This is a genomic window from Pseudomonas sp. Irchel 3H3, from assembly GCF_900187635.1.
GTDB lineage: Bacteria > Pseudomonadota > Gammaproteobacteria > Pseudomonadales > Pseudomonadaceae > Aquipseudomonas.
The window spans coordinates 1-24,175 of sequence record NZ_FYEC01000004.1 but is presented as its reverse complement, the minus strand read 5'-3'; the positions used below and the strand labels follow the sequence as shown (position 1 = coordinate 24,175).

Below are 24,175 nucleotides of genomic sequence, written 5' to 3'. Positions count from 1 at the left end.
CCCCTTAACGCTTGGCTTTCTTGTCTGCCACGTGCCCACGATAAGTGCGGGTACCGGCGAACTCGCCCAGTTTGTGGCCGACCATGTCTTCGTTAACGAGAACTGGGACGTGTTGACGACCGTTGTGTACTGCGATGGTCAGACCGACCATTTGTGGCAGGATCATCGAACGACGCGACCAGGTTTTCACCGGTTTGCGATCATTCTTTTCCGCCGCCACTTCGATCTTCTTCAGTAGGTGAAGATCGATAAAAGGACCTTTTTTCAGAGAACGTGGCACTGTCGTATCCCTCTATTTACTTGCGACGACGGACGATCATTTTGTCGGTACGCTTATTACCACGAGTCTTCGCGCCCTTAGTCGGGAAGCCCCATGGCGATACCGGATGACGACCACCAGAGGTACGACCTTCACCACCACCATGTGGGTGGTCAACCGGGTTCATGGCAACACCACGAACGGTTGGGCGAACGCCACGCCAGCGTTTGGCACCAGCTTTACCCAGCGAACGCAGGCTGTGCTCGGAGTTCGAGACTTCGCCCAGGGTCGCACGGCATTCAGCCAGGACTTTACGCATTTCACCGGAACGCAGACGCAGGGTCACGTATACGCCTTCACGAGCGATCAGCTGAGCCGAAGCACCAGCGGAACGAGCGATCTGAGCGCCTTTACCCGGCTTCAGTTCGATGCCGTGTACGGTGGAACCGACTGGAATGTTGCGCAGTTGCAGAGCGTTGCCTGGCTTGATTGGAGCCAGTGCGCCTGCGATCAGCTGGTCGCCAGCACTCACGCCTTTAGGGGCGATGATGTAGCGGCGCTCGCCGTCTGCGTAGCACAGCAGTGCGATGTGAGCAGTACGGTTTGGATCGTATTCGATACGCTCGACAGTGGCGACGATGCCATCTTTGTCGTTGCGACGGAAATCGACCATACGGTAATGCTGCTTATGACCACCACCGATATGACGGGTAGTAATACGGCCATTGTTGTTACGACCACCAGTCTTCGATTTTTTCTCGAGCAGCGGTGCGTGAGGAGCGCCTTTATGCAGCTCCTGGTTGACCACCTTGACCACAAAACGGCGGCCAGGGGAAGTCGGTTTGCATTTAACGATTGCCATGATGCACCCCTTCCTTACTCAGCACTGCTGCTGAAATCGAGATCTTGGCCTGGCTGAAGGGAGATAACTGCCTTCTTCCAGTCATTACGCTTGCCCAGACCGCGAGCAGTGCGCTTGCTCTTACCCAGAACATTCAGGGTAGTAACACGCTCTACTTTCACGCTGAACAGGCTTTCGACGGCCTTCTTGATTTCCAGCTTGGTTGCATCAGTAGCAACCTTGAAAACGAACTGGCCTTTCTTGTCTGCCAGAACCGTAGCCTTCTCGGAAACGTGCGGGCCAAGCAGAACTTTAAATACGCGTTCCTGGTTCATCCCAGCAGCTCCTCGAATTTCTTCACGGCCGACACGGTGATCAACACCTTGTCGTATGCGATCAGACTAACTGGATCGGAACCTTGCACGTCACGTACATCAACGTGTGGCAGGTTACGAGCAGCCAGGTACAGGTTCTGATCAACAGCGTCGGACACGATCAGAACGTCGGTCAGGCTCATGTTGTTCAGTTTGCCCAGCAGGTCTTTGGTTTTCGGCGTTTCAACGGCGAAATCCTGAACCACGACCAGACGATCAGTACGCACCAGCTCAGCAAGGATGGAACGCATTGCTGCGCGATACATCTTCTTGTTCAGCTTCTGGGAGTGATCCTGTGGACGAGCTGCGAAAGTGGTACCGCCGCCGCGCCAGATTGGGCTACGGATAGTACCGGCACGAGCACGGCCAGTACCTTTCTGACGCCATGGGCGCTTACCGCCACCACGAACGTCGGAACGGGTCTTTTGCTGCTTGCTACCTTGACGGCCGCCGGCCATGTAGGCCACGACTGCTTGGTGAACCAGCGTCTCGTTGAACTCGCCGCCAAATGTCAGTTCGGAAACTTCGATCGCTTGAGCGTCATTTACATTTAATTGCATGTCAGCTTCCCCTTAACCGCGAGCCTTGGCTGCTGGACGTACAACCAAGTTGCCGCCAGTAGCGCCAGGAACAGCGCCCTTGACCAACAACAGATTGCGTTCAGCGTCCACGCGCACTACTTCGAGGGACTGCACGGTCACGCGCTCAGCGCCCATATGACCGGACATTTTTTTGCCCTTGAATACACGACCAGGAGTCTGGCACTGGCCGATAGAGCCTGGAACGCGGTGGGACACGGAGTTACCGTGGGTATTATCTTGCCCGCGGAAGTTCCAACGCTTGATCGTACCCTGGAAGCCTTTACCCTTGGACTGACCGGTTACATCAACCAGTTGACCAGCGGCGAAGATTTCAGCGTTGATCAGATCGCCGGCCTGGTACTCGCCTTCTTCAAGGCGGAATTCCATTACGGTACGACCAGCGGCAACGTTCGCTTTAGCGAAGTGGCCAGCTTGAGCAGCTGTAACACGCGAAGCACGACGCTCGCCGACAGTGACTTGCACTGCACGATAGCCATCGGTTTCTTCAGTTTTGAACTGGGTGACGCGATTCGGCTCGATCTCAATGACCGTGACCGGAATGGAGACACCTTCTTCGGTGAAAATACGGGTCATACCGCATTTACGACCGACTACACCAATAGTCATGTTGTAAACCTCATGAGTGTACGGGGCTTTCACCCGCTATGGCCGCCCATTTCAGAGCGTTACACGACTAAGACCGAGTCTTAGCCGAGGCTGATCTGCACTTCCACACCGGCCGCAAGATCAAGCTTCATAAGTGCATCAACGGTTTTATCCGTTGGCTGGACGATGTCCAGAACGCGCTTATGAGTACGGATCTCGTACTGGTCACGCGCGTCTTTGTTGACGTGCGGGGAGACCAGAACGGTGAACCGCTCTTTACGGGTAGGCAGTGGAATTGGACCACGCACTTGAGCACCAGTACGTTTCGCGGTTTCCACGATTTCCTGGGTGGATTGGTCGATCAGGCGATGGTCAAAAGCCTTCAACCTGATACGGATTTGCTGATTTTGCATTGGATTTCAGACTCCGGCTGCTATTCCCAGCGAGCGCAATACGCCCGTTAAAAGGAGGCGCAATTCTATAGACGGGCTATCACAGTGTCAACTCAATAAAAAAAGCCCCCGCTGAGCGGGGGCTTTTTTCAAGTCATCACTTACTTAAGCGATGATTTTGGCTACGACGCCAGCGCCGACGGTACGACCGCCTTCACGGATAGCGAAACGCAGACCATCTTCCATTGCGATGGTTTTGATCAGGGTGACAACCATTTTGATGTTGTCGCCTGGCATTACCATTTCAACGCCTTCCGGCAGTTCGCAGTTACCGGTCACGTCAGTGGTCCGGAAGTAGAACTGTGGACGGTAGCCTTTGAAGAACGGAGTGTGACGACCGCCTTCTTCTTTGCTCAACACGTACACTTCAGCTTCGAAGGTAGTGTGTGGCTTAACCGAACCTGGCTTGACCAGAACCTGGCCACGCTCAACGTCGTCACGCTTGGTGCCGCGCAGCAGCACGCCGCAGTTCTCGCCAGCACGACCTTCGTCGAGCAGCTTACGGAACATTTCAACACCGGTGCAGGTGGTGACGGTAGTGTCACGCAGACCAACGATTTCCAGTGGATCCTGAACCTTGACGATACCGCGCTCGATACGACCAGTTACAACAGTACCGCGACCCGAGATCGAGAATACGTCTTCGATTGGCATCAGGAACGGCTTGTCGATAACACGGACTGGATCTGGAATGTAGCTGTCCAGAGTCTCAACCAGTTTACGAACGGCAGTGGTGCCCATTTCGTTGTCATCTTGGCCGTTCAGAGCCATCAGAGCCGAACCGATGATGATCGGAGTGTCGTCACCTGGGAAGTCGTAAGTGCTCAGCAGATCGCGCACTTCCATCTCAACCAGTTCCAGCAGCTCAGCGTCGTCTACCATGTCAGCCTTGTTCAGGAAGACAACGATGTACGGAACGCCAACCTGACGGGACAGCAGGATGTGCTCACGGGTTTGTGGCATCGGACCATCAGCGGCCGAGCAAACCAGGATAGCGCCGTCCATCTGAGCAGCACCGGTGATCATGTTCTTCACGTAGTCAGCGTGACCTGGGCAGTCGACGTGAGCGTAGTGACGGATCAGCGAGTTGTATTCAACGTGCGCGGTGTTGATGGTGATACCACGAGCCTTTTCTTCTGGAGCGCTGTCGATTTTATCGAAAGCAACAACAGCCGAACCGAAAACTTCGGAGCAGACGCGAGTCAGAGCAGCGGTCAGCGTGGTTTTACCGTGGTCGACGTGACCGATGGTGCCAACGTTGACGTGCGGGAGGGTACGGTCAAATTTTTCTTTAGCCACGACAATTAACTCCTTGCCTAAAGGGCTGAATCAGCCTTGTTTTTTGGTTACAGTTTCGACGATGTGCGTCGGAGCTGGATTGTATTTTTTGAATTCCATGGAGTAGCTTGCGCGACCTTGGGACATGGAACGAACGTCGGTTGCATAACCGAACATTTCACCCAACGGCACTTCAGCACGAATTACCTTGCCGGAAACCGTGTCTTCCATACCCAGGATCATGCCGCGACGACGGTTAAGGTCGCCCATCACGTCACCCATGTAGTCTTCAGGCGTAACAACTTCTACTGCCATGATCGGCTCGAGCAACTCACCACCGCCCTTCTGGGCCAGTTGCTTGGTCGCCATGGAAGCAGCCACCTTGAACGCCATCTCGTTGGAGTCGACGTCGTGGTAAGAACCATCGAACACGGTAGCCTTCAGGCCGATCAGCGGATAGCCGGCAACAACGCCGTTCTTCATCTGCTCTTCGATACCCTTCTGGATAGCCGGGATGTATTCCTTAGGAACCACACCACCCACTACTTCGTTCAGGAATTGCAGACCTTCCTGACCTTCGTCAGCAGGAGCAAAACGAATCCAGCAGTGACCGAACTGGCCACGACCGCCGGACTGACGAACGAACTTGCCTTCGATTTCGCAGTTCTTCGTGATGCGCTCACGATAGGAAACCTGAGGCTTGCCGATGTTGGCTTCGACGTTGAACTCACGGCGCATCCGGTCAACCAGGATGTCCAAGTGCAGCTCGCCCATGCCGGAGATGATCGTTTGACCAGTCTCTTCATCGGTTTTAACGCGGAAAGATGGATCTTCCTGAGCAAGTTTGCCCAGAGCGATACCCATTTTTTCCTGGTCATCCTTGGTCTTAGGCTCTACGGCAACCGAAATAACCGGCTCCGGGAAGTCCATGCGAACCAGGATGATTGGCTTGTCAGCGTTGCAGAGGGTTTCACCAGTGGTGACGTCCTTCATGCCGATCAGGGCCGCGATGTCACCAGCGCGTACTTCCTTGATCTCTTCACGGGCGTTTGCGTGCATTTGCACCATACGACCCACGCGCTCTTTCTTGCCTTTAACCGAGTTGATCACGCCGTCGCCGGAGCTCAACACGCCCGAGTAAACGCGGACGAAGGTCAAAGTACCCACGAATGGGTCGGTAGCGATCTTGAACGCCAGAGCCGAGAACGGCTCCGCATCGTCTGCATGACGCTCCAGCTCGATAGTCTCGTCATCCGGGTCAGTACCCTTGATGGCAGGAATATCGGTAGGTGCAGGCAGGTAGTCGATAACGGCGTCGAGAACCAGGGGAACACCCTTGTTCTTGAAGGAAGAACCGCAAACAGCCAAGACGATCTCACCAGCGATAGTACGCTGACGCAGAGCGGCCTTGATTTCCTCGTTGGTGAGTTCTTCACCTTCGAGGTACTTGTTCATCAGCTCTTCGTTGGCTTCGGCAGCAGCCTCAACCATGTTGTTGCGCCATTCGTCAGCCAGTTCCTGCAGTTCAGCAGGGATAGCTTCACGACGTGGAGTCATGCCTTTGTCAGCATCGTTCCAGTAGACGGCTTCCATGTTGAGCAGATCGATCTGCCCCTGGAAGTTGTCTTCCGAACCAATGGCCAACTGGATTGGCACCGGAGTGTGACCCAGACGCTGCTTGATCTGAGCGATCACGCGCAGGAAGTTCGCACCAGCACGGTCCATCTTGTTGACGTAAACAAGACGTGGAACGCCGTATTTGTTGGCTTGACGCCATACGGTTTCCGACTGTGGCTCAACACCCGAAGTACCGCAGAACACAACGACAGCGCCGTCGAGTACGCGCAGGGAACGTTCAACTTCAATTGTGAAGTCTACGTGGCCCGGGGTATCGATTACGTTGAAGCGATGCTCGTCTTTGTACTGCTTGGCAGAACCTTTCCAGAAGGCGGTGATCGCAGCAGAAGTAATGGTAATACCACGCTCCTGCTCCTGCACCATCCAGTCTGTGGTCGCGGCGCCGTCATGCACCTCGCCCATCTTGTGACTTTTGCCAGTGTAAAAAAGGACGCGCTCGGTGGTGGTGGTTTTACCAGCATCCACGTGAGCGACGATACCGATGTTACGGTAGCGACTAATCGGAGTAGTACGAGCCATAAAGCCCTCGCAAAATTAGTGAAGCTAAAATTAGAAGCGGTAGTGCGAGAAAGCTTTGTTAGCTTCGGCCATACGGTGCACGTCTTCACGCTTCTTAACAGCAGCACCTTTACCTTCAGCAGCGTCCAACAGTTCGCCGGCCAAACGCAGAGCCATAGACTTCTCGCCGCGCTTACGGGCGAAGTCTACCAACCAGCGCATTGCCAGGGCGTTACGACGGGACGGGCGAACTTCGACCGGAACCTGGTAAGTAGCACCGCCTACACGGCGCGACTTCACTTCGACCAGCGGAGCGATGGCGTCGAGAGCTTTCTCGAAGATTTCCAGGGGATCGCTGTTCTTGCGTTCTTTAACCTTTTCCAGCGCGCCATAAACGATACGCTCGGCAACGGCTTTCTTGCCGCTTTCCATCACGTGGTTCATGAACTTGGCCAGGATTTGGCTTCCGTATTTTGGATCGTCAAGCACTTCGCGCTTGGCTGCTACGCGTCTTCTTGGCATGGATAAGCCCTCAAACGGTCTTCAGGTTCGCTCGGAATCGGTGCCCTTGCGGGACGCCTCCGACCTTACTCTTATCGACTCAGAAAATAAGATGATTCAGTTTTTACAAAAAGCCGCTACTACTTAGGCTTCTTGGTACCGTACTTCGAACGACCCTGGTTACGACCTTTAACGCCGGAAGTATCCAAGGAGCCGCGTACGGTGTGGTAACGAACACCTGGCAAGTCTTTTACACGACCGCCGCGGATCAGTACCACGCTGTGCTCTTGCAGGTTGTGGCCTTCACCGCCGATGTACGAGGAAACCTCGAAACCGTTGGTCAGACGCACACGGCATACTTTACGCAGTGCCGAGTTAGGTTTTTTCGGCGTGGTGGTATACACACGGGTGCATACGCCACGACGTTGCGGGCAGTTCTGCAGCGCAGGCACGTCGGATTTCTCGACGATACGCTTACGCGGCTGACGTACCAGCTGGTTGATAGTTGCCATCTACTAGCTCCACTGTTGTCTTGCGACGCTATTGTCTTGCAAGAAAAGCAAAATGGCAGGAACGAATTCCCGCCAAATTTAGGGGTACAAGAGTCTAAAGAGGATCTTGCCCCCAGTCAAGGCAAGGCCCCAACCTCCCCACCCATCGAACCTCGACAAATTGTCAGGATTCGACGAACGGAGCGGTCAGGGCCTTACGCTCATTTATCGCAGAACTCAGTTACCGCTCGAGTTCAGCGCTTCGGTCAGTGCAGCTTCCACTTCACTGGCGCTTACGCGCAACGGTTTGTCAGCATCACGGCGACGCTTGCGCTCGCTGTGATAAGCCAGACCGGTACCAGCCGGGATCAGACGACCCACGACCACGTTTTCTTTCAGGCCGCGCAGGTAGTCGCGCTTGCCGGTTACCGCCGCTTCGGTCAGTACACGAGTGGTCTCTTGGAAAGAGGCCGCCGAGATGAACGATTCGGTGGACAACGACGCCTTGGTGATACCCAGCAGAACGCGAGTGAACTTGGAGACGAACTTGTCGTCGCCAGCCAAACGCTCGTTCTCGACCAGGACGTGAGTCAATTCCATCTGGTCGCCCTTGATGAAAGTGGAATCGCCGGATTCAGCGATTTCAACTTTACGCAGCATCTGACGCAGGATGGTCTCGATGTGCTTATCGTTGATCTTCACGCCTTGCAGACGGTAAACGTCCTGGATCTCGTTGACGATGTACTTGGCCAGCGCACTTACACCCAGCAGACGCAGGATGTCGTGTGGATCGCTCGGGCCGTCGGAGATAACTTCGCCGCGGTTTACCTGTTCGCCTTCGAAGACGTTCAGGTGACGCCACTTCGGAATCAGCTCTTCGTACGGATCGGTACCGTCGTTCGGAGTGATAACCAGACGGCGCTTGCCTTTGGTCTCTTTACCGAACGCGATGGTGCCGCTGACTTCCGCCAGAATCGAGGCTTCTTTCGGACGACGAGCTTCAAACAAGTCGGCAACACGCGGCAGACCACCGGTGATGTCACGGGTCTTCGAAGTCTCTTGCGGAATACGCGCGATAACATCACCGATCGCGATTTTCGCACCATCCGCTACGCCGACCAGGGCGTTTGCTGGCAGGAAGTACTGAGCAATTACGTCAGTGCCTGGCAGCAACAGATCCTTGCCGTTGTCGTCGACCATCTTCACGGCTGGACGGATGTCTTTACCGGCAGCTGGACGATCTTTGGCGTCGAGTACTTCAATGTTGGTCATACCGGTCAATTCGTCAGTCTGACGCTTGATCGTGATGCCTTCTTCCATGCCCACGTAGGTCACGGTACCTTTCATTTCGGTAACGATTGGGTGAGTGTGCGGATCCCACTTGGCCACGATTGCGCCAGCGTCGACCTTGTCACCCTCTTTAACCGAAATCACAGCACCGTACGGCAGCTTGTAGCGCTCACGCTCACGACCGTAGTCATCAGCGATCGCCAGCTCACCGGAACGGGACACAGCAACCAGGCAACCATCCACTCGCTCAACGTGCTTCAGGTTATGCAGACGGACGGTACCGCCATTCTTCACCTGAACGCTGTCGGCTGCGGAGGTCCGGCTTGCCGCACCACCGATGTGGAACGTACGCATGGTCAGCTGGGTACCCGGCTCACCGATGGACTGGGCAGCGATTACGCCGACCGCTTCACCGATGTTCACCTGGTGACCACGAGCCAGATCACGGCCGTAGCACTTGGCGCAGATGCCGTAGCGGGTTTCGCAGCTGATCGGCGAACGCACGATCACTTCGTCGATACTGTTCAGCTCGATGAACTCGACCCACTTCTCGTCAACCAGGGTGCCAGCAGGAACGATGACGTCCTCGGTACCTGGCTTGAACACGTCACGGGCAATAACACGACCCAATACGCGCTCACCCAGCGGCTCTACAACGTCACCGCCTTCAATGTGCGGAGTCATCAGCAGGCCGTGCTCGGTGCCGCAGTCGATCTCGGTTACAACCAGATCTTGTGCCACGTCTACCAGACGACGAGTCAGGTAACCGGAGTTAGCGGTTTTCAACGCGGTATCCGCCAGACCTTTACGAGCACCGTGAGTGGAGATGAAGTACTGGAGTACGCTCAAACCTTCACGGAAGTTCGCAGTGATCGGCGTTTCAATGATGGAACCGTCCGGCTTGGCCATCAGACCACGCATACCGGCGAGCTGACGGATCTGCGCAGCAGAACCCCGTGCGCCCGAGTCGGCCATCATGTACATCGAGTTGAAGGACTCTTGCTCGACTTCGACGCCATGACGGTCGATGACTTTCTCTTTCGAGAGGTTGGCCATCATCGCCTTGGAAACTTCGTCGTTCGCCTTGGACCAAAGGTCGATCACTTTGTTGTACTTCTCGCCCTGGGTTACCAGGCCGGAGGCGTACTGACTTTCGATCTCTTTCACTTCATCGGTGGCTGCACTGATGATGCGGGCTTTTTCATCCGGGATAACGAAGTCGTTAACGCCGATGGAAACGCCGGAAATGGTCGAATAGGCAAAACCGGTGTACATCAGCTGGTCAGCGAAGATCACGGTCTCTTTCAAACCAACCACGCGGTAGCACTGGTTGATCAGCTTGGAGATCGCCTTTTTCTTCATCGGCAGGTTGACGACATCGTACGACAGACCTTTCGGCACAACCTGGTACAACAAGGCACGGCCGACAGTGGTGTCGACGATACGAACGTTGCTCACGCTGCCGCCATCACGGTCGTTGACGGTTTCGTGGATGCGCACTTTGACCTTGGCGTGCAGTGCGGCTTCGCCGGCACGGAACACACGGTCAACTTCTTGCAGATCCGCGAACACACGACCTTCGCCCTTGGCGTTGATCGCTTCACGCGTCATGTAGTACAGACCCAATACAACGTCCTGCGACGGAACGATGATTGGCTCACCGTTGGCTGGCGACAGGATGTTGTTGGTCGACATCATCAACGCACGCGCTTCCAACTGGGCTTCCAGTGTCAGCGGTACGTGCACGGCCATTTGGTCGCCGTCGAAGTCGGCGTTGTACGCAGCACAGACCAGAGGGTGCAGCTGGATAGCCTTACCTTCGATCAGTACCGGTTCAAACGCCTGGATACCCAGACGGTGAAGGGTCGGTGCACGGTTGAGGAGAACCGGGTGTTCACGGATCACTTCAGCGAGAACGTCCCAAACCTCTGGCAGCTCGCGCTCGACCATTTTCTTGGCCGCTTTGATGGTGGTCGCAAGACCACGCATTTCCAGCTTGCCGAAAATGAACGGCTTGAACAGCTCGAGAGCCATTTTCTTCGGCAGACCGCACTGGTGCAGACGCAGGGTCGGGCCTACGGTAATTACCGAACGACCGGAGTAGTCAACACGCTTACCGAGCAAGTTCTGACGGAAACGACCTTGCTTACCCTTGATCATGTCAGCCAGGGATTTCAGAGGACGCTTGTTGGAACCGGTGATAGCGCGGCCACGACGACCGTTGTCGAGCAGTGCATCGACAGCTTCCTGCAACATACGCTTTTCGTTGCGCACGATGATGTCCGGAGCGGACAGATCAAGCAGGCGCTTCAAACGGTTGTTACGGTTGATCACTCGACGATACAGATCGTTGAGGTCGGAAGTCGCGAAGCGACCGCCATCCAGCGGGACCAGTGGACGCAGGTCTGGCGGCAGAACCGGCAGAACGGTCAGCACCATCCATTCTGGAAGGTTGCCGGAACCCTGGAAGGCTTCCATCAACTTCAGACGCTTGGACAGCTTCTTGATCTTGGTTTCCGAGTTGGTTTGCGGAATTTCTTCACGCAGGCGGCCAATCTCGTGCTCCAGGTCGATAGCGTGCAGCAGTTCGCGGACAGCTTCGGCACCCATGCGGGCATCAAAGTCGTCGCCGAACTCTTCCAGCGCTTCGAAGTACTGCTCGTCGTTGAGCAGCTGACCTTTTTCAAGGGTGGTCATGCCTGGATCGATAACGACGTAGCTCTCGAAGTAGAGAACGCGTTCGATATCACGCAGGGTCATGTCCATCAGCAAGCCGATACGCGACGGCAGCGATTTCAGGAACCAGATGTGGGCAACTGGCGAGGCCAGTTCGATGTGCGCCATGCGCTCACGACGAACTTTTGCCAGTGCAACTTCAACGCCGCACTTCTCGCAGATCACACCACGGTGCTTCAAGCGCTTGTACTTACCGCACAGGCACTCGTAATCCTTTACCGGGCCAAAGATCTTGGCGCAGAACAGGCCGTCACGCTCAGGTTTGAACGTACGGTAGTTGATGGTTTCCGGCTTTTTAACTTCACCGAACGACCACGAACGGATCATCTCAGGCGATGCCAATCCGATACGGATGGCGTCGAACTCTTCGACTTGACCCTGGTTTTTCAGCAAATTCAGTAGGTCTTTCAAGGCCTTTCCTCCTGGCGGAGCAGAGAGCGGGCAATCGCGCCCCGCTCTCGATTCACGTCACGTGTTATTCGGTTTCCAGATCGATATCGATGCCGAGGGAACGAATTTCTTTGATCAACACGTTGAAGGACTCGGGCATGCCCGGCTCCATACGGTGATCGCCGTCCACGATGTTTTTGTACATCTTGGTCCGGCCGTTCACATCGTCCGACTTCACTGTGAGCATTTCTTGCAGAGTGTATGCAGCACCGTATGCTTCCAGTGCCCAGACCTCCATCTCCCCGAAACGCTGACCACCGAACTGCGCCTTACCACCCAGCGGCTGCTGGGTAACCAGGCTGTACGAACCGGTAGAACGAGCGTGCATCTTGTCGTCTACCAAGTGGTTCAGCTTCAGCATGTACATGTAGCCAACGGTAACCGGGCGCTCGAACTTGTTGCCGGTACGGCCGTCGGTCAGCTGCATCTGGCCGCTTTCTGGCAGGTCTGCCAGTTTCAGCATGGCCTTGATTTCGCTTTCCTTGGCACCGTCGAACACTGGAGTGGCCATTGGTACGCCGCCACGCAGGTTTTTCGCCAGATCCAGGATTTCCTGGTCGGAGAAGTCATCGAGACTTTCCTGGCGCCCGCCGATCTCGTTGTAGATCTCGTGCAGGAACTTGCGCAGCTCGGCAACTTTACGCTGCTCTTCGATCATGCGGTTGATCTTCTCGCCCAGACCCTTGGCCGCGAGGCCCAGGTGGGTTTCAAGAATCTGACCAACGTTCATACGCGAAGGTACGCCCAGTGGGTTGAGGACCACGTCGACCGGAGTGCCATTGGCATCGTGCGGCATGTCTTCAACCGGCATGATCACGGAGACCACACCTTTGTTACCGTGACGACCGGCCATCTTGTCGCCCGGCTGGATGCGGCGACGGATTGCCAGGTAAACCTTGACGATTTTCAGCACGCCTGGAGCCAGGTCATCGCCCTGCTGCAGTTTGCGCTTCTTGTCTTCGAACTTGTCGTCCAGCAGACGGCGGCGATCAACGATGTAGGCCTGGGCCTTCTCGAGCTGCTCGTTCAGAGCATCTTCAGCCATGCGCAGTTTGAACCACTGGCCGTGCTCAAGACCGTCGAGTACTTCGTCGGTGATCTCCTGACCTTTCTTCAGGCCGGCGCCGCCTTCGGCTTTGTGGCCGACCAGAGCGGAACGCAGACGTTCGAAAGTCGCGCCTTCAACGATACGGAACTCTTCGTTCAGATCCTTGCGGATCTCGTCGAGCTGAGTCTTCTCGATGGACAGAGCACGAGCATCACGCTCAACGCCGTCACGGGTGAAGACCTGTACGTCGATGACAGTGCCCTTGGTACCGGTTGGTACACGCAGGGATGTGTCTTTAACGTCGCTGGCTTTTTCACCGAAGATCGCACGCAGCAGTTTTTCTTCCGGAGTCAGCTGGGTCTCGCCTTTCGGAGTGACCTTACCCACCAGGATGTCGCCTGCGCCTACTTCAGCACCTACGTAAACGATACCGGCTTCGTCCAGCTTGTTCAGTGCCGCTTCACCCACGTTCGGGATGTCGGCAGTGATTTCCTCTGGCCCAAGCTTGGTGTCACGTGCCACACAGGTCAGTTCCTGGATGTGGATCGTGGTGAAGCGATCTTCCTGAACTACACGTTCCGACAGGCAGATGGAGTCTTCGAAGTTGAAGCCGTTCCATGCCATGAAGGCGATGCGCATGTTCTGACCCAGCGCCAGTTCACCCATGTCGGTGGACGGGCCGTCGGCCATGATATCGCTACGCTGAACCCGATCACCTTTACGCACCAGCGGACGCTGGTTGATGCAGGTGTTCTGGTTGGAGCGGGTGTACTTGGTCAGGTTGTAGATGTCGACACCAGCTTCGCCGGTTTCAACTTCGTCATCAGCAACACGAACCACGATACGGCTGGCGTCGACGGAATCGATAACGCCGCCACGACGAGCCACGACGCAAACGCCGGAGTCACGAGCTACGTTACGCTCCATGCCGGTACCGACCAGCGGCTTGTCAGCGCGCAGGGTGGGTACAGCTTGACGCTGCATGTTCGAACCCATCAACGCACGGTTGGCGTCATCGTGCTCGAGGAACGGGATCAGCGACGCTGCAACCGAAACTACCTGCTTCGGTGATACGTCCATCAGGGTGACGTCTTCCGGCGCCTTGACGGTGAACTCGTTCAGGTGACGAACAGCTACCAGCTCGTCGATCAGGACTTTCTTGTCGTTCATCGTGGCCGAAGCCTGAGCGATCACGTGATCAGCTTCTTCGATGGCGGACAGGAACACGATCTCGTCGGTAACCAGGGCGTCTTTCACCACACGGTACGGGCTCTCGAGGAAGCCGTACTGGTTGGTGCGCGCATAGGCCGCCAGGGAGTTGATCAGACCGATGTTCGGACCTTCCGGCGTTTCAATCGGGCAGACACGACCGTAGTGAGTCGGGTGTACGTCACGGACTTCAAAGCCAGCACGCTCACGAGTCAAACCGCCCGGGCCGAGTGCAGAGACACGACGCTTGTGGGTGATCTCGGACAGCGGGTTGTTCTGGTCCATGAACTGGGACAGCTGGCTGGAACCGAAGAACTCTTTCACCGCCGCAGCAACTGGCTTGGCGTTGATCAGGTCTTGCGGCATCAGGCCTTCGCTTTCAGCCATCGACAGACGCTCTTTGACCGCACGCTCAACACGTACCAGGCCAACGCGGAACTGGTTCTCGGCCATTTCGCCTACGCAGCGAACACGACGGTTACCCAGGTGGTCGATGTCATCGACGATGCCTTTACCGTTACGGATGTCGACCAGGGTCTTCAGTACCGCGACGATGTCTTCCTTGCACAGCACGCCCGAACCTTCGATCTCGGTACGACCGATACGACGGTTGAACTTCATCCGGCCGACCGCAGACAGGTCATAGCGCTCAGGGCTGAAGAACAGGTTGTTGAACAGGGTCTCGGCAGCGTCTTTGGTTGGCGGCTCGCCTGGACGCATCATGCGATAGATCTCGACCAGCGCTTCCAATTGGTTGCTGGTGGAGTCGATCTTCAGGGTGTCGGAGACGAACGGACCGCAGTCGATATCGTTGGTGTACAGAGTCTCGACGCGAACAACCTGGGCCTTGGCGATTTTCGCCAGGATCTCGGTGTTCAGCTCGGTGTTGCACTCTGCCAGGATTTCGCCGGTTGCCGGGTGCACGATGGCCTTGGCGGTAGTGCGGCCCAGGACGTAGTCCAGAGGCACTTCCAGGGTCTTGAGGCCGGCTTTTTCGATCTGGTTGATGTGGCGCGCAGTAATACGGCGACCAGCCTCAACGATGACCTTGCCCTTCTCGTCCTGAATATCAAGAACAGCGATTTCACCACGCAGACGCGAAGCAATCAGTTCCAGACTGAGGGTTTCGCCGCTCAGGTGGAAAACGTTGGTGGTATAGAACGCGTCCAGCACTTCTTCAGTGGTATAGCCCAGCGCGCGCAGCAGTACCGATGCAGGCAGCTTGCGACGACGGTCGATACGCACGAATACGCAGTCTTTCGGGTCGAACTCGAAGTCCAGCCACGAACCGCGGTAAGGAATGATCCGCGCCGAGTACAGCAGTTTGCCAGAGCTGTGCGTCTTGCCACGGTCGTGGTCGAAGAACACGCCCGGGGAACGGTGCAGCTGGGAAACGATTACACGCTCGGTACCGTTGATTACGAAGGTACCGTTCTCAGTCATCAGGGGGATTTCACCCATGTAGACTTCTTGCTCTTTGATGTCCTTGATCGCTTTGTTCGACGATTCTTTGTCGAAAATGATCAGGCGCACTTTTACCCGCAAAGGTACGGCGTAAGTTACACCGCGCAATACGCATTCTTTGACATCAAATGCCGGTTCGCCCAGGCGATAACCGACGTACTCCAGCGCAGCATTGCCGGAGTAGCTGATGATCGGGAAAACGGATTTGAAGGCCGCATGCAGGCCCACGTCGCGGAACTGATCTTTAGTCGCTCCCGCTTGCAAGAATTCACGATACGAATCCAGCTGGATGGCCAGGAGGTAAGGCACATCCATGACGTCCGGCAACTTGCTAAAGTCCTTGCGGATACGTTTTTTCTCAGTATATGAGTAAGCCATCAGCGTTCCCCAGCTTGGTCACCTGCTTGTTTGGCCCCTCCCGACGGGAGCAGCCAGAAAATCGTGCAAACCCCATGGTTTGCGCCACCGCATCGGGTGGTTACAGCACGTTATCGACACCGACCCAATCGGCTGCCAATAACGGAAAAAGGCCGGTGGCAAGAGCCACCAGCCATCAGCCTTTCGCTTAACGCTCGGGCTGGAGACGCAAAGTCGAAGCTTACTTCAGCTCGACTTTAGCGCCTGCTTCTTCCAGAGTTGCTTTGGCTTTGTCAGCTGCGTCTTTCGAAACAGCTTCCAGAACCATGGCAGGAGCGCCGTCAACTACAGCCTTGGCTTCTTTCAGGCCCAGACCGGTCAGTTCACGTACTGCCTTGATCACGTTTACTTTCTTCTCGCCAGCTTCGGTCAGCATGACGTTGAATTCGGTTTGCTCTTCAACAACGGCGGCAGCAGCAGCTGGACCAGCCGATGCAGCAGCAGCGGAAACGCCGAATTTTTCTTCGAAAGCTTTGATCAGCTCAACAACCTGCAGAACCGACATTTCAGCTACGGCGTTGAGGATATCGTCTTGGGAGATAGACATTGCTGTATTTCCTGAATTGGGGGACGGCCTACGCGGCCATCGAAATAAACAAAAATACGCGAAAGAAAGTGCTCAGCCTTAGGCTGCGGCAGCTTCTTTTTGCTCGCGAACTGCAGCCAGAGTACGAGCCAACTTGCTGGTAGCGCCTTGAATCACGCTCATCAGCTGAGAAATAGCTTCGTTACGGGTCGGCAGTGTTGCCAGTACGTCGATTTGGTTAGCTGCGAGGAACTTGCCCTCGAACGCAGCTGCCTTGATCTCGAACTTATCCTGACTCTTGGCGAATTCCTTGAACAAACGGGCAGCAGCGCCTGGATGATCTTTGGAGAACGCGATCAGAGTCGGGCCGGTGAACACGTCGTTGAGGACACTGTATTCAGTGTCAGCAACAGCGCGTTTGAGCAGGGTGTTACGTACAACACGTACGTATACGCCAGCTTCACGAGCCTCTTTACGGAGTCCGGTCATAGCGCCTACTGTCACACCACGGGCATCAGCCACGACAGCGGACAGAGCAGCTTTGGCAGCCTCGTTGACTTCAGCGACGATGGCCTTCTTGTCTTCGAGATTAATTGCCACGGGTTTAACTCCTGCTTGTTACCGTTTCATCTGGCCGGAGCCGGATGTCGTTTTGGTGTCTGATTCGGTAAGGAACCGGGAGCACCATCTGCGTAGGCTTGTGGTTTAAGACTTACGTCGCCTACGGTCTTGGATAGCCCCCGCCAGGCAGGGACCCCAATTTTTTCAATTGGCGTGATTTCTCACGCCAATGTATTGCTTATACGTCCAGCGAGCCTTGGTCGATGACCAGACCTGGGCCCATAGTGGTGCTCAGGGTAACGCGCTTGACGTAGATACCTTTCGAGGAAGCTGGCTTGATACGCTTCAGATCAGCGATCAGGGCTTCAACGTTTTCCTTCAGCTTGACGGCGTCGAAACCGACTTTGCCAACGGAAGTGTGGATGATGCCGTTTTTGTCGGTGCGATAACGAACCTGACCAGCCTTGGCGTTTTTAACCGCGGTAGCTACGTCTGGAGTTACGGTGCCGACTTTAGGGTTAGGCATCAGACCACGTGGACCGAGGATCTGACCCAACTGACCTACAACGCGCATTGCATCCGGGGAAGCAATAACGACGTCATAGTTCAGGTCGCCGCCTTTCATTTCGGCAGCCAGGTCGTCCATGCCAACGCGATCGGCGCCAGCGGCCAGAGCAGCTTCAGCTGCCGGGCCTTGGGTGAAGACAGCAACACGTACAGTCTTGCCAGTACCGTGTGGCAGCACAGTAGCGCTACGAACGACCTGGTCGGATTTACGTGGGTCAACGCCCAGGTTTACAGCAACGTCAACGGACTCGCTGAACTTGACAGTCGACAGCTCGGTCAGCAGGGCAGCAGCGTCTACAAAGTTGTAGGACTTGCCCGCTTCGATTTTGCCGGCGATAGCCTTTTGGCGCTTGGTCAGCTTAGCCATTACACACCCTCCACGTTAAGGCCCATGCTACGAGCAGAACCGGCGATAGTACGCACGGCTGCTTCCATATCAGCTGCAGTCAGATCCGCGTTTTTGGTTTTCGCGATTTCTTCCAGCTGAGCACGAGTTACGGTGCCAACCTTAACGGTGTTAGGACGAGCGGAACCGCTAGTCAGACCAGCAGCCTTCTTCAGCAGAACCGAAGCAGGGGTCGACTTGGTTTCGAACGTGAAGCTACGGTCGCTGTAGACAGTGATGATCACTGGAGTCGGCAGACCTGGCTCAAGACCCTGAGTACGGGCGTTGAAAGCCTTGCAGAATTCCATGATGTTCACGCCGTGCTGACCCAGGGCCGGACCAACAGGTGGGCTTGGGTTAGCCTGAGCGGCCTTCACTTGCAGCTTGATGTAAGCGGTAATCTTCTTGGCCATGAGGCACTCCAATTACGGGTTCAAACGCCTCGAAAGGCTCCCCGGTTACTTGCGCGTTTATCCCAGTGACGACAAAACCCCACAGCCTAGGGCTGCGGGGTTGGGATGCTTGTTCGGCTAGACCTTTTCGACCTGGCTGAACTCTAGCTCTACCGGAGTAGAGCGACCGAAAATGAGCACTGCCACTTGGATCCGGCTCTTTTCGTAGTTAACTTCTTCGACCGTGCCATTGAAATCGGCAAACGGACCGTCGGTGACACGAACCACTTCGCCCGGCTCGAACAACGTCTTCGGCTTCGGCTTGTCGCTACCATCAGCAACACGACGCAGAATCGCTTCTGCCTCTTTATCAGTGATCGGTGCAGGTTTATCAGCGGTACCGCCGATGAAACCCATCACCCGAGGAGTGTCCTTGACCAAGTGCCAAGTACCCTCGTTCATATCCATCTGGACCAGCACATAACCAGGGAAGAATTTGCGCTCGCTTTTGCGTTTCTGGCCATTACGCATTTCAACCACTTCTTCAGTGGGAACCAGAATTTCGCCGAAGCCATCTTCCATGCCAGCCAGCTTTACGCGCTCTACCAACGAGCGCATGACATGCTTCTCGTAACCCGAGTAAGCATGCACAACGTACCAACGCTTAGCCACGGGACACCCTTAGCCAACAATCAAGGAAACAAGCCAACCGAGCAGGGAATCAAGCCCCCACAACAGCAACGCCATAACCAGAACAACAGCCACCACAATCAGGGTGGTCTGCGTGGTTTCTTGGCGAGTTGGCCACACGACTTTACGAATCTCGGTGCGAGCTTCCTTAACCAGTACAAAGAAAGACTTGCCCTTCGCTGTTTGCAGGCCTACAAAGGCAGCTGCAGCAGCAATAGCAAGCAAAGCGAGTACACGGTACAGGATCGGCGAAGCAGAGTAATACTGATTGCCAACAACGCCAACAACCACCAAAGCAGCTACTACTAGCCACTTAAGCAGATCGAAGCGAGAGCCTTGAGCTTCAGCCTTAGGAGTCATCTATGAAGATCCTGTGAAAAGAAAGCCAGACACACTGAGTGAATCTGGCAGGTCAGGAGGGAATCGAACCCCCAACCTACGGTTTTGGAGACCGTCGCTCTGCCAATTGAGCTACTGACCTAAAACAAAATCAGGCCGACCATTATGCCGGCCTGAAAAAGACATTACAACAACTTACTCGATTACTTTGGCTACGACGCCAGCGCCGACGGTACGACCGCCTTCACGGATAGCGAAACGCAGACCATCTTCCATCGCGATGGTTTTGATCAGAGTGACAGTCATCTGGATGTTGTCACCTGGCATTACCATTTCGACGCCTTCCGGCAGTTCGCAGTTACCGGTCACATCAGTGGTCCGGAAGTAGAACTGTGGACGGTAGCCTTTGAAGAATGGCGTATGACGACCACCCTCTTCCTTGCTCAGAACGTAAACCTCTGCAGTGAACTTGGTGTGCGGCTTGACAGTACCCGGCTTGACCAGGACCTGACCACGCTCAACGTCATCACGCTTGGTGCCACGCAGCAATACGCCACAGTTCTCACCAGCACGACCTTCGTCCAGCAACTTGCGGAACATCTCAACACCCGTGCAAGTTGTCTTGACCGTGTCACGAAGACCAACGATCTCAACTTCTTCCTGGATGCGAACAATGCCACGCTCTACACGACCAGTCACAACCGTACCACGACCAGAGATCGAGAATACGTCTTCAATTGGCATCAGGAACGGCTTGTCGATAGCACGCTCAGGCTGCGGAATATAAGTATCCAGAGTCTCGACCAACTTCTTGACGGCAGTAGTGCCCATCTCGTTGTCGTCTTGACCATTCAGCGCCATCAGCGCCGAACCAATGATGATCGGAGTGTCGTCACCCGGGAAATCGTAGGTGCTGAGCAAATCACGCACCTCCATCTCAACCAGCTCCAGCAGCTCAGCGTCGTCAACCATGTCAGCCTTGTTCAGGAAGACCACGATGTACGGAACGCCTACCTGGCGGGACAACAGAATGTGCTCACGGGTTTGCGGCATCGGACCATCAGCGGCCGAGCAAACCAGAATTGCGCCATCCATCTGAGCAGCACCGGTAATCATGTTTTTTACGTAGTCGGCGTGACCTGGGCAGTCCACGTGTGCGTAGTGACGCACGGCCGAATCGTACTCAACGTGAGCGGTGTTAATGGTAATGCCACGAGCTTTTTCTTCAGGGGCGCTATCGATCTTGTCGAAGTCGACCTTCGCCGAACCGAACACTTCGGAGCAGACACGAGTCAGAGCAGCAGTCAGAGTAGTTTTGCCGTGGTCGACGTGACCAATGGTGCCTACGTTGACGTGCGGCTTATTACGTTCGAACTTTTCCTTAGCCATCGAATTCACCCCTACAGAGAAGAATTAAACAAGTCACACTAGCCATTAAAACAAAGGCAGATATTTTCATATCTGCCTTGTTATATGGAGCTCTTGAGCGGATTTGAACCGCTGACCTCACCCTTACCAAGGGTGTGCTCTACCAACTGAGCTACAAGAGCGAAACACTTTGCACAACCTGCAAACTTGGAGCGGGTAGCGGGAATCGAACCCGCATCATCAGCTTGGAAGGCTGAGGTTCTACCACTAAACTATACCCGCGTAAGCTTGCAGCTCACGCTAAAAATGGTGGAGGGGGAAGGATTCGAACCTTCGAAGTCGTAGACGTCAGATTTACAGTCTGATCCCTTTGGCCGCTCGGGAACCCCTCCTAAGCGAGCCGGCATTCTACATCATGCCAGCCTTCTGTCAAGCATTTTCTCATTAAAAACCTGAGGTTAGCTGCGTTGACCGTGCTTCGCGATGTTTGCCGTTAAAGGCCTTCACTGCGTAGCGGGCGCCATTCTATGCAACCTATTGAGCAGTTGCAACCCCCTCGCACCGCATTATTTTATGTTTTAACTCATTGAATTCATTAACAAGCTTCTGCAAGGCAGCGTCATCGGCCAAATGCCGGGTTTGCGGGGATACGCGCATCCAGAAGCCGGCTGAATCTGGCAGCGAAGTTGCCAGCTGTTGCACCTTGATATCGAGCGCAGCCAGCCGCCCCTCGAATGCCCTGGCCGTCTCCTGGCGAGCAAATCCGCCCAGGTACAGGCAGCTCTCATCCGCCGACTCAGCCCTGGACGTGTCGCGCGCCACTGCGGAGCTCCTGGTTTCACTCAACAGCCGGATATCCTGCTGCGACCCCTTATACAAACTTAGCGGAGTAACGTCCTTGGCACGCAAGGGCACCTCCTGCTGATGCCAGACGTAATAGAAGACGTTAAGAACCAACAACAGCAGAAACAACCAACGCATAAGAACCTCAGGACAATGGACAGGCCATGGCCAGACCCACGAATACAAGATCCGGCACTACCCGCGCTTGCGGGACGACGCCGGACACCAGGTCCGCGTCGCCGCCGGTGAGAAACACGCTGAAATCTTCGCCCCAGTACTCACGCGCCAGTTCCAGCTGAGTCAGGACAAACCCACGCAGCATCAATGAACAGCCACGCTCTACCGCCTCAACCGTATTACGACCCGGCGCGAAACTTTCCAGCGCCCGAGAGGCCGCGATGTCGTCATAACGAATGCGCCGGGTGTGCGTGCGTAATTGATGACGCATCAGCGGCATACCCGGGCAAATGAAGCCCCCCAGGTGTTTGCCATCAGCAGCAATGAAGTCGGCTGTCAGTGCCGTACCGAAATCCAGTACCAGACAGGCCCCTGCGGCCAGGTGATAGGCGCCGAGCATGGCCAACCAGCGATCGAGGCCGAGTCGCTGAAAATCCTCGTAACCATTCTCAACCCCGGACATCAACCTGGACGGCGCCGCACACAGCGCGAAAACACCAAATGCATCGGCCAATGCCGTCACCAACGCTGCCGTTTCATCATTGGTGCGCACACTGACCAGGCGACAGTACTTGAGATCCAGCCCCACACAGCCGCGCAGACCCTCCAGCAGGGCCAGGTCCGAGTCCACCACACCCTCGGCAAACAGATGCGTGGCGTCTGCATGCAGCACGCGCCACTTGATAAAGCTATTCCCACAGTCGAGCTCAAGAATCATCGCGCAGCCTCAAACTTAGCTCGCCACCACTAAAAACCTTTTCCACGCCGTCGACTTTCAAGCGCAGCGCACCTTGCCCGTCGATACCCATCACCACACCATCAATCCGGTTCACCCCGGCAATCAGCGATACCGCACGCCCTTGCCAGAGGTGACCTTGCTCCCACTGCGCCTGCAGCACCGAAAAACCTGCAGACTGGTGACGATTAAGGTGTTCCTGGAGCACACCACCGAGGTGTGCCACCAGCAGATTACGATCAAACCCCTTGCCCGCCTCCAAGTACATGGAGGTCCACTGCTGATCGACCTCATCAGCCTCCTGCATATTCACGTTGATCCCCACACCCAGGACAACGTGGCACACATCAGCGGGATCTCCGACCAACTCCAACAATATGCCGGCGATCTTTTTCTCGCCAACCAGTACATCATTGGGCCACTTCAACCCCGCCCCAGCAATGCCCAGGTCTCTCAAAGTCTGCATCACGGCAAGGCCTACCACCAGGCTCAAGCCCTCCAACTGGCGCATACCACCATCGATACGCAGCACTAGGCTGTAGTAAAGGTTTTCGGCAAAGGGACTGACCCACTTGCGACCCCGGCGACCACGACCGGCCGTTTGCCGCTCCGCAAGCACCAGGAACGGCGCCGCCATCCCCCGCTCGATTGAACGCAGGGCTTCGGCATTGGTTGAATCAAGCGAGTCAAAGACCAGCACCGGCCATTGACTGGACGGCGAATGCTCAGCGATCCCGGCCGGATCGAGCAGCGTCAGGGGCGCGCGCAACTGATAGCCGCGACCACGCACCTTATGAATAGTGAGACCCAACTCCGCCTCGAGATGCTGGAGTTGCTTCCAAACAGCACTCCGGCTGATCCCCAGAGCAACGCCAAGCGCTTGCCCGGAATGGAAACGACCATCTTTCAAGAGTTTTAACAACGTCAGCATGCAAGTATCGCCTCACAATGAGGCCCGCATGATAGCCATGCCCCGCGCTGTTGCATAGAAACCCTATACGCCAACTTTCTCGCGGACAAAAACAAAACCCCTACCTGCATACGCAGATAGGGGTTTCGGAATTTAATCTTGACGATGACCTACTCTCACATGGGGAAACCCCACACTACCATCGGCGATGCATCGTTTCACTGCTGAGTTCGGGATGGGATCAGGTGGTTCCAATGCTCTATGGTCGTCAAGAAATTCGGGTACTGAGTCGTGGCCAGACGGCCTCGCTTCAGCAAATTGGGTATGTGATAGCTTTCGGTGTTGTGTGCTGCTTTGAGCAGATTCGAACTTTCGGTTCGTTTCGTCTTCACACACCGCAATCTGATGCTCTTTCGAGTAATCAAATTGCTTGGGTGTTATATGGTCAAGCCTCACGGGCAATTAGTATTGGTTAGCTCAACGCCTCACAGCGCTTACACACCCAACCTATCAACGTCGTAGTCTTCGACGGCCCTTCAGGGGACTCA

The 24,175-nt window shown here is 55.4% G+C and carries 22 protein-coding genes, 4 tRNA genes and 2 rRNA genes; all 28 read right to left on the bottom strand.

Annotated elements, in window-relative coordinates; all coding sequences use genetic code 11:
• Positions 1 to 4: 4 nt before the first annotated feature.
• Positions 5 to 280 carry a 30S ribosomal protein S19 gene (gene rpsS / locus CKW24_RS06245; RefSeq protein ID WP_002555486.1) on the bottom strand — a complete coding sequence of 92 codons (276 nt, stop codon included), beginning with the start codon at positions 278 to 280 and terminating at the stop codon, positions 5 to 7.
• Between the two features lie 16 nt (positions 281 to 296).
• On the bottom strand, positions 297 to 1,121 hold the full coding sequence (gene rplB / locus CKW24_RS06240) for a 50S ribosomal protein L2 (RefSeq protein WP_003228734.1): 825 nt from the start codon (positions 1,119 to 1,121) through the stop codon (positions 297 to 299).
• A gap of 14 nt (positions 1,122 to 1,135) precedes the next feature.
• Complete coding sequence (rplW, locus tag CKW24_RS06235) at positions 1,136 to 1,435, bottom strand: 50S ribosomal protein L23 (RefSeq protein WP_002555488.1); 300 nt, start codon at positions 1,433 to 1,435, stop codon at positions 1,136 to 1,138.
• Positions 1,432 to 2,034, bottom strand: coding sequence for a 50S ribosomal protein L4 (rplD, locus tag CKW24_RS06230; protein WP_003228735.1), 603 nt, complete (start codon positions 2,032 to 2,034; stop codon positions 1,432 to 1,434). Before rplD ends, rplW begins: the two co-directional genes overlap by 4 nt.
• A gap of 12 nt (positions 2,035 to 2,046) precedes the next feature.
• Positions 2,047 to 2,682, bottom strand: coding sequence for a 50S ribosomal protein L3 (rplC, locus tag CKW24_RS06225; protein WP_003186059.1), 636 nt, complete (start codon positions 2,680 to 2,682; stop codon positions 2,047 to 2,049).
• 80 nt (positions 2,683 to 2,762) lie between these two features.
• On the bottom strand, positions 2,763 to 3,074 hold the full coding sequence (gene rpsJ, locus CKW24_RS06220) for a 30S ribosomal protein S10 (protein ID WP_003186070.1): 312 nt from the start codon (positions 3,072 to 3,074) through the stop codon (positions 2,763 to 2,765).
• Between the two features lie 144 nt (positions 3,075 to 3,218).
• Positions 3,219 to 4,412 (bottom strand): elongation factor Tu, encoded by a 1,194-nt coding sequence (gene tuf, locus CKW24_RS06215; RefSeq protein WP_008145495.1) that lies wholly within the window; start codon positions 4,410 to 4,412, stop codon positions 3,219 to 3,221.
• Positions 4,413 to 4,442: 30 nt separating this feature from the next.
• Positions 4,443 to 6,548, bottom strand: coding sequence for an elongation factor G (gene fusA / locus CKW24_RS06210; protein ID WP_095166166.1), 2,106 nt, complete (start codon positions 6,546 to 6,548; stop codon positions 4,443 to 4,445).
• A gap of 30 nt (positions 6,549 to 6,578) precedes the next feature.
• Positions 6,579 to 7,049 carry a 30S ribosomal protein S7 gene (gene rpsG, locus CKW24_RS06205; protein ID WP_002555493.1) on the bottom strand — a complete coding sequence of 157 codons (471 nt, stop codon included), beginning with the start codon at positions 7,047 to 7,049 and terminating at the stop codon, positions 6,579 to 6,581.
• Between the two features lie 119 nt (positions 7,050 to 7,168).
• Entirely contained in the window at positions 7,169 to 7,540 is a 372-nt protein-coding gene (gene rpsL, locus CKW24_RS06200) for a 30S ribosomal protein S12 (protein WP_002555494.1), read from the bottom strand.
• Positions 7,541 to 7,756: 216 nt separating this feature from the next.
• Positions 7,757 to 11,956, bottom strand: a complete 4,200-nt coding sequence (gene rpoC / locus CKW24_RS06195) for a DNA-directed RNA polymerase subunit beta' (RefSeq protein WP_095166164.1) — start codon at positions 11,954 to 11,956, stop codon at positions 7,757 to 7,759.
• A 64-nt stretch (positions 11,957 to 12,020) separates the two neighbouring features.
• Positions 12,021 to 16,094 (bottom strand): DNA-directed RNA polymerase subunit beta, encoded by a 4,074-nt coding sequence (gene rpoB, locus CKW24_RS06190; RefSeq protein ID WP_095166162.1) that lies wholly within the window; start codon positions 16,092 to 16,094, stop codon positions 12,021 to 12,023.
• Positions 16,095 to 16,314: 220 nt separating this feature from the next.
• Positions 16,315 to 16,680 (bottom strand): 50S ribosomal protein L7/L12, encoded by a 366-nt coding sequence (gene rplL, locus CKW24_RS06185; RefSeq protein ID WP_025215758.1) that lies wholly within the window; start codon positions 16,678 to 16,680, stop codon positions 16,315 to 16,317.
• Positions 16,681 to 16,758: 78 nt separating this feature from the next.
• A complete protein-coding gene (gene rplJ / locus CKW24_RS06180) occupies positions 16,759 to 17,259 on the bottom strand; it encodes a 50S ribosomal protein L10 (RefSeq protein WP_003176433.1) in 501 nt (166 codons plus the stop codon).
• Between the two features lie 199 nt (positions 17,260 to 17,458).
• Positions 17,459 to 18,154, bottom strand: coding sequence for a 50S ribosomal protein L1 (rplA, locus tag CKW24_RS06175; RefSeq protein ID WP_003176434.1), 696 nt, complete (start codon positions 18,152 to 18,154; stop codon positions 17,459 to 17,461).
• On the bottom strand, positions 18,154 to 18,585 hold the full coding sequence (rplK, locus tag CKW24_RS06170; protein WP_007933726.1) for a 50S ribosomal protein L11: 432 nt from the start codon (positions 18,583 to 18,585) through the stop codon (positions 18,154 to 18,156). The genes rplA and rplK overlap by 1 nt, the downstream gene beginning before the upstream one ends.
• 117 nt (positions 18,586 to 18,702) lie before the next feature.
• Positions 18,703 to 19,236: a transcription termination/antitermination protein NusG gene (gene nusG / locus CKW24_RS06165; RefSeq protein ID WP_003186097.1), complete on the bottom strand. Its 534-nt coding sequence runs from the start codon at positions 19,234 to 19,236 to the stop codon at positions 18,703 to 18,705.
• A 9-nt stretch (positions 19,237 to 19,245) separates the two neighbouring features.
• Positions 19,246 to 19,614, bottom strand: a complete 369-nt coding sequence (secE, locus tag CKW24_RS06160) for a preprotein translocase subunit SecE (RefSeq protein ID WP_095166158.1) — start codon at positions 19,612 to 19,614, stop codon at positions 19,246 to 19,248.
• A gap of 45 nt (positions 19,615 to 19,659) precedes the next feature.
• Positions 19,660 to 19,735 (bottom strand) — tRNA-Trp (locus tag CKW24_RS06155).
• Between the two features lie 53 nt (positions 19,736 to 19,788).
• Entirely contained in the window at positions 19,789 to 20,982 is a 1,194-nt protein-coding gene (gene tuf, locus CKW24_RS06150; protein ID WP_010467251.1) for an elongation factor Tu, read from the bottom strand.
• An 85-nt stretch (positions 20,983 to 21,067) separates the two neighbouring features.
• Positions 21,068 to 21,143, bottom strand: a tRNA-Thr gene (locus CKW24_RS06145).
• 26 nt (positions 21,144 to 21,169) lie between these two features.
• A tRNA-Gly gene (locus CKW24_RS06140) sits at positions 21,170 to 21,243 on the bottom strand.
• A 25-nt stretch (positions 21,244 to 21,268) separates the two neighbouring features.
• Positions 21,269 to 21,353: transfer RNA gene (locus tag CKW24_RS06135), tRNA-Tyr, on the bottom strand.
• Positions 21,354 to 21,495: 142 nt separating this feature from the next.
• Positions 21,496 to 21,942, bottom strand: a complete 447-nt coding sequence (locus CKW24_RS06130) for a hypothetical protein (protein ID WP_095166156.1) — start codon at positions 21,940 to 21,942, stop codon at positions 21,496 to 21,498.
• Positions 21,943 to 21,949: 7 nt separating this feature from the next.
• Positions 21,950 to 22,699, bottom strand: coding sequence for a pantothenate kinase (locus tag CKW24_RS06125; RefSeq protein ID WP_095166155.1), 750 nt, complete (start codon positions 22,697 to 22,699; stop codon positions 21,950 to 21,952).
• On the bottom strand, positions 22,689 to 23,648 hold the full coding sequence (birA, locus tag CKW24_RS06120; protein ID WP_095166153.1) for a bifunctional biotin--[acetyl-CoA-carboxylase] ligase/biotin operon repressor BirA: 960 nt from the start codon (positions 23,646 to 23,648) through the stop codon (positions 22,689 to 22,691). Before birA ends, CKW24_RS06125 begins: the two co-directional genes overlap by 11 nt.
• A 136-nt stretch (positions 23,649 to 23,784) precedes the next feature.
• Positions 23,785 to 23,900: ribosomal RNA gene (gene rrf, locus CKW24_RS06115) — 5S ribosomal RNA — on the bottom strand.
• A gap of 168 nt (positions 23,901 to 24,068) precedes the next feature.
• Positions 24,069 to 24,175, bottom strand: a 23S ribosomal RNA gene (locus tag CKW24_RS06110); the annotation flags it as partial.